This window comes from Protofrankia sp. CiP1_Cm_nod1, assembly GCF_920888515.1.
Lineage (GTDB): Bacteria > Actinomycetota > Actinomycetes > Frankiales > Frankiaceae > Protofrankia.
Genome location: NZ_CAKKTM010000195.1, coordinates 39,353 through 44,485 on the forward strand (window position 1 = coordinate 39,353; position 5,133 = coordinate 44,485).

The 5,133-nt window shown below is 67.6% G+C and carries 5 protein-coding genes; 1 reads left to right on the forward strand and 4 read right to left on the reverse strand.

Annotation, left to right across the window (positions count from 1 at the left end; genetic code table 11):
- Positions 1-265 precede the first annotated feature (265 nt).
- Entirely contained in the window at positions 266-472 is a 207-nt protein-coding gene (locus NBX02_RS09050; protein WP_250290893.1) for a ferredoxin, read from the reverse strand.
- A gap of 209 nt (positions 473-681) precedes the next feature.
- Positions 682-1,890, reverse strand: coding sequence for a cytochrome P450 (locus tag NBX02_RS09055; RefSeq protein WP_250281717.1), 1,209 nt, complete (start codon positions 1,888-1,890; stop codon positions 682-684).
- A gap of 749 nt (positions 1,891-2,639) precedes the next feature.
- Between NBX02_RS09055 and NBX02_RS09060 the strand changes: the two genes are divergently transcribed.
- Entirely contained in the window at positions 2,640-3,380 is a 741-nt protein-coding gene (locus NBX02_RS09060) for an SDR family NAD(P)-dependent oxidoreductase (RefSeq protein WP_250281715.1), read from the forward strand.
- 136 nt (positions 3,381-3,516) lie between these two features.
- Here NBX02_RS09060 and NBX02_RS09065 read toward each other — a convergent pair whose 3' ends face one another.
- Together NBX02_RS09065 and NBX02_RS09070 are read right to left on the reverse strand one after the other, a co-directional pair.
- A complete protein-coding gene (locus NBX02_RS09065) occupies positions 3,517-4,281 on the reverse strand; it encodes an ABC transporter ATP-binding protein (protein ID WP_250281712.1) in 765 nt (254 codons plus the stop codon).
- On the reverse strand, positions 4,278-5,133 hold an 856-nt coding region (locus NBX02_RS09070; RefSeq protein WP_250290895.1), incomplete at its 5' end, for an ABC transporter ATP-binding protein. The genes NBX02_RS09065 and NBX02_RS09070, both read right to left, overlap by 4 nt.

Genomic DNA, 5,133 nt, shown 5'->3' on the forward strand with positions numbered 1-5,133 from the left:
GCGCCGCTCAGGCAGCCATACACATCTCCGCGAACGGCGGCGCGTGTCGATGAATGCTGGTCGCCGGCCGCTGGACGCAGAACGCAGAACGCAGAAGAAGATCGGCGCGAGTTCGCCGCTGCGCATACTGACGCGGCCAAAAAGCGTACACGGCAGCAGACTCGCGCCGATCATGGCCGGTGTCTCCCATGGCGCGTCGGAGCGGGCCCGGCCGGATCCCCGGCGGCGAGCTACGGCCGGTCGGTGGAACCAGCGGTCGGTGCGGCTACGAACGGTCGATGAACAGTGCGTTCACGGGACAGTTGTACACGCCCTGATCGGCGTTGTCCTCTAATCCCTCGGGCACTGGTCTGTCCTTGCCGATGTTGCTGTAGCCCTGGTCGTCGAGAGTGAATATCTGTTCGTCGATCATGTTGCACTGGCCATGTGCCTCACATTTGCTGTTGTCGACGCTGACCTTCACGGTCGTCACCATCCATCGTTCACTCGTTCAGCGGTCTCGTGGTGTTCGTGCCGCCACCGTCAGCGGTCCCCGCGGCCGAGGAGGGCAGGCCACGCCCTGGACGGCCGTCGCCCCCGGACGTCGTGACCCGCGCGGGCACGGGAGCGGCACGGGAGCGGGCACGGTGACGAAACAACGTTGGCCCGCGCCCGCCGCCCGGTGGCACCGTGGGCTCCCGGTTATGCGCCGCGCCGTGTCGGGAACTCCAGGTGGAGCTTCTTCATGCTGCGGAGAATCCCGGTCTCGTACTCGGGCCGGGTGCCGGGCTTCAGGCTGAACTCGGGAATACGGCGGAGGAACTCCTCGAGGGCGACCTTGATCTCCAGGCGTGCCAGGTGGGCACCGATGCAGCGGTGGACACCGACGCCGAAGGCCGAGTGGGGGATGCGCTCCCGGAAGATGTTGCACTCCCTGGGGCTGTCCAGGGCCTTCGGGTCCCGTGACGCCGACGCGTAGTTCAGGAGGATGAAGTCGCCTTCCTTGAAGTGGTGCCCGCCTATCTCGACATCCGTGGTCACGGACCGGCCGAGCGCGACCACCGGTGGGAAGTACCGGACGAACTCCTCGGCCGCCTGGGGGATCAGGCTCGGGTCGTTCGCCAGCGCCTTGCGGTCCTCGGGGTGGGTGGCGAGGTGGGACATCGCACCCGACATGACGAACGTCGCGGTCACGATGCCGCCGAGCGCGAGGTCGGTGATGATGGAGACCCGGTCCTGCCAGGGGGACGGCTCGCCGTTCTCGTATTCGACACCCGCCGCGATCACGTCCACCACGTCGCCGCGCGGCGGCTCCTTGGCCCGGCGGCCCAGGTACTCGCCGAGGTGGACGAATGCCCTGGTCAGGTTCTCGGTGCGTTCCTCCTTGGGCCCGTAGAAGCCCGCGTCCATGTGCTTGATGAGCATGGGGACGTCGTCGGTGGGCAGGCCCAGCAGGTTCTTGAACATCGCCGAGCCGGGCAGCACCGACGAGAACTCCTTGATGTACTCGCATTCACCCCTGTCGATGAAAGCGTCGATGAGGGTGACGGCCTCCGTCCGGATGGAGTCCTCGAAGGCGCTGATCGCGTCCGGGGAGAAGTAGGGGTTCAGCGCGTTCCGCCAGAGGTTGTGCCGGGGCGGATCCGACTCCTCCGGCATCAGGTAGGGGCGTTCCGGGTCACGGTTGGGCTCGAAGCCCTTGGCGCTGCTGAAGGTCCGCCAGTCCTGGCCGGCGCGCTTGACATCCTGGTAGCGGTTGATCAGCCAGTACCCGTTCCCGACATTGCTGCGGGTGACCGGGCACCTGTCCACGAACTCGTCGAGGACCTCGTAGAAGCGGTCGTTGAACTCCGGGTCCTCGATGTCGAAGTCGGAGAAGATGTCCCTCCGGAACCCTTCGCTCGTGGTCACAAGAGCACCTCCATTAAACGTATGGCTCGGGTCGCGTGGGTAAGGGGCGGGTTTCCCGTGGCCGGGGAACGGCATGCTGGCGGGTGCCGGTCGGCGCCAACCGCGGCCGATATGCGCTCGTGGGCCAGGACGCTGACGGCCTGAATGCGCCGCTTCACTGTCACGGTGGCGGCGGGGAATCGAGCCGGATGCCTCACGGCCCGACCTGTTGCGGGTGGCTGCGCCGCCCGGGCACCGGTGTTCGACATCAGGATTTCTGTGGGCGCACCATCCTGCGCCCGTACAGGCTGACGTACCGTCCGGGTACCTCCCGTCTTTTTGCTGTCTTTTGGTGCGGTCGCCTTTCGATGCGATACAAACATACGTTTGTTTTTATGAACATAACAGGCGCTACTTGACCTGTCAAGTAGGTCACAGTCAAGCGTAATCGAGATGTTGCTATGAGATATAATCACAGGTAGAAGGCTGGTAGCGGATCGCGCTCCAGGCTTTGGCCGCCGCTGTCAAGGGCGCGGGAAAGCCGGTGGCCGGGCGTGCGCGGGTGTGCTGGCGCAATGCCCGGTGGCCCGGTTGTCCGGTAGGCCGCCGTGACCGCCCGGCTCGACGCGTGTCGCTGTCGTGGCGGGTGCTGATCCGTGTTCCTCGGGCAGGGGAAAGGAGCGGAACAAACCATTGTTTTTTGTTCTGGTCGGGCCTAGGATCGGGATGAATGATCGTCCGATAGCATGGATCTTGGAAAGGGGAGAGACGTGGCTGGGCGGCTCGAAGGGAAGGTTGCTGTCGTCACCGGGGCGGGCTCGGGAATCGGCACCGGTATTGCCGAGGAGTTCGTGAAGGAAGGGGCCAGGGTCGTCGCCGTCGATATCTCGGGCCAGCAGGAGGAGGTCGCCAAGCGGCTCGGGAGCGACTGCTACGCGGTGCACGCCGACGTGTCGAGGGGGCAGGACGTCCGGAACATGCTGGATGCGGCCGTCTCCCACTTCGGCAAGCTCGACGTCCTCTGTAACAACGCGGGTATCGACGGGGCGGTGGCCCACACCGGTGACTATCCGGAGGAGGAGTTCGACCGCGTCTTCGGTGTGAACGGGCGAGGGGTGTTCCTCGGTATGCGCTACGCCATCCCCAAGTTACTTGAGAACGGTGGGGGAGTGATCGTGAACACGGCGTCGATGGCCGCGATGGTCGCTTTCCCGGGAATGCCCGCGTACTGCGCGGCAAAGGGTGCCGTGGCCATGCTGACGAAGACCGCGGCGGCGGAGTACGCAAGCCGGAACATCCGCGTCAACGCGATCTGCCCCGGGCCGATCCGGACGCAGATCACCGACAGCCTCCCGCCGGAGCTCATCGAGGGCGTGGTCAGGGCGACGCCGCTGGGGCGATACGGGACCCCCACCGAGGTGGGCCGGCTGGCCGTCTTCCTGGCGAGTGACGAGTCGTCGTTCATCACCGGTGACATGATCCTGATCGACGGTGGTTACACCACTCTCTGACCGGTTCTCCGATCGGTTCTGGTCACCGCGTCGGGGCGTCACGTCGATACGTCCGCCGGACATATCCGCCGGGCACACCGCCGGCCCCCGGCGCCACCCGGACCGGGTATGGTCCAGTGGCGCCGGGGGCCGGTCCCTATGACCGGTCGGCCACGGGATCCCCTGAGCCGAGGTAGCTGTTGACGAGCGCGTCGTGGTCCAGCGTGTCCGGCGTCCCGTCGAACACCACTTTTCCGCGCCGCAGCACGACGACGGCGTCGGCGAACTCGACCGCGCGTTCCACGTACTGCTCGACGATGACCAGCGACACCCCGCTCGCGGCCAGCTGTCGCAGCGACACGAAGATCTCGTCGATGATCCTCGGTGCCAGGCCCATGGAGACCTCGTCCACCAGGATGACCTGTGGATCCGACAGGTAGGCCCGGCACAGCGCGAGCATCTGCTGCTGCCCGCCGGAGAGCGTGCCGGCGGTGTCGTCGAGCCGCTGCCGCAGTGCCGGGAAAGCCTCCAGCGCCCGGTCGGGCCTGGTTTCCGGAAGCCACGGTGGCCGCTGGAGGCGAAGGTTCTGCCGCACGGACAACGACCGGAAGATTCCCCGCCCCTCGGGGATGAGGCACAGGCCGGCGCGGGTGCGCGCATACGGCGGAGTGCCCGAATGGTCGACGCCGCCGATCGATACGCGGCCGTGCTGGAGCCTGTTCAGACCCGCCGCGGTGCGCAGCAGCGTTGTCTTTCCCGCGCCGTTGGCACCGAGCAGGGCGACCACCCCGCCTGCCGGTACGTCGAGGTCGACCACGCGTAACACCGTCGACCGGCCGTAACCCGACTGCACCGCCCGCAGCGAGAGGGCATACGGCTTCGTGTCGCCCGCGGTGGTGGCACTGTTCGTCCGTGTTGTCATGACACCACTTCCCTCACGGGCTGCCGTGCGACGGTCTCGACGGCGTCGCCCCCGAGATAGGCGGCCCGCACGAGCGGGGACGCCATCACCTCGTCGGGCGTCCCGTCGAAGACGGGTCTACCGAAGTCCAGGACGTGGATGTGGTCGCATATCTCGTTGACGAGCGCCATGTCGTGCTCCACGAGCAGGATGCCGATTCCCCGGTCCCGCACGACGCGCTGGAGGGTCTCGCCGAACCGGCTGGTTTCCGCCCGGTCGAGGCCGGACGACGGTTCGTCGAGCAGGAGGACGCGGAACGGCCCGGCCAGGCCGCGGGCCAGCTCGACCCGCCGGCGCAGCCCCGTCGACAGGGCCCCGGCGAGCGATTCCGCGACATCCTCCAGCTCGCAGAGCCGGATGGCCTCCTCGGCGCGCTGCCTGACGAGGTTTCGTTGCCTGCCCGAGCTCAGGAAGTGGCTGAGCGGGCTGGCCCCGGCGAAGCCGCCCTCCGCTCCCAGCGCGACGTTCTCCCGCACGGTCATCGAGTCGAACAGCTCCATCTGCTGGAACGTGCGGCCGATGCCGAGCCGGGCCCGAACGGCCTGGCCCCGCCGGGAGATGTCGTGGCCGCCGAAGGAGATCTTTCCGTTCGTCGGTCGGAGCACTCCCGAGCAGGCGTTCAGGGTCGTGGTCTTGCCGGCCCCGTTCGGGCCGATCAGACCGGTGATCTGTCCGGTCCGGGCTTCGAGGGAGACGCCGTCCACGGCCACCAGGCCGCCGAAGCGCACCCCGAGCCCGCGTACCGCGAGCGTGCCGGCGGCGGCCCTGGGGCGCGTGCTGGCGGCGGCAGCGGCGCTGGCACCGGAGCCGCCG

What these genes read in the sequence shown, in the direction of transcription:
- NBX02_RS09065 (WP_250281712.1), bottom strand. Translation starts at nt 4,281, where the DNA reads ATGACAACACGGACGAACAGTGCCACCACCGCGGGCGACACGAAGCCG.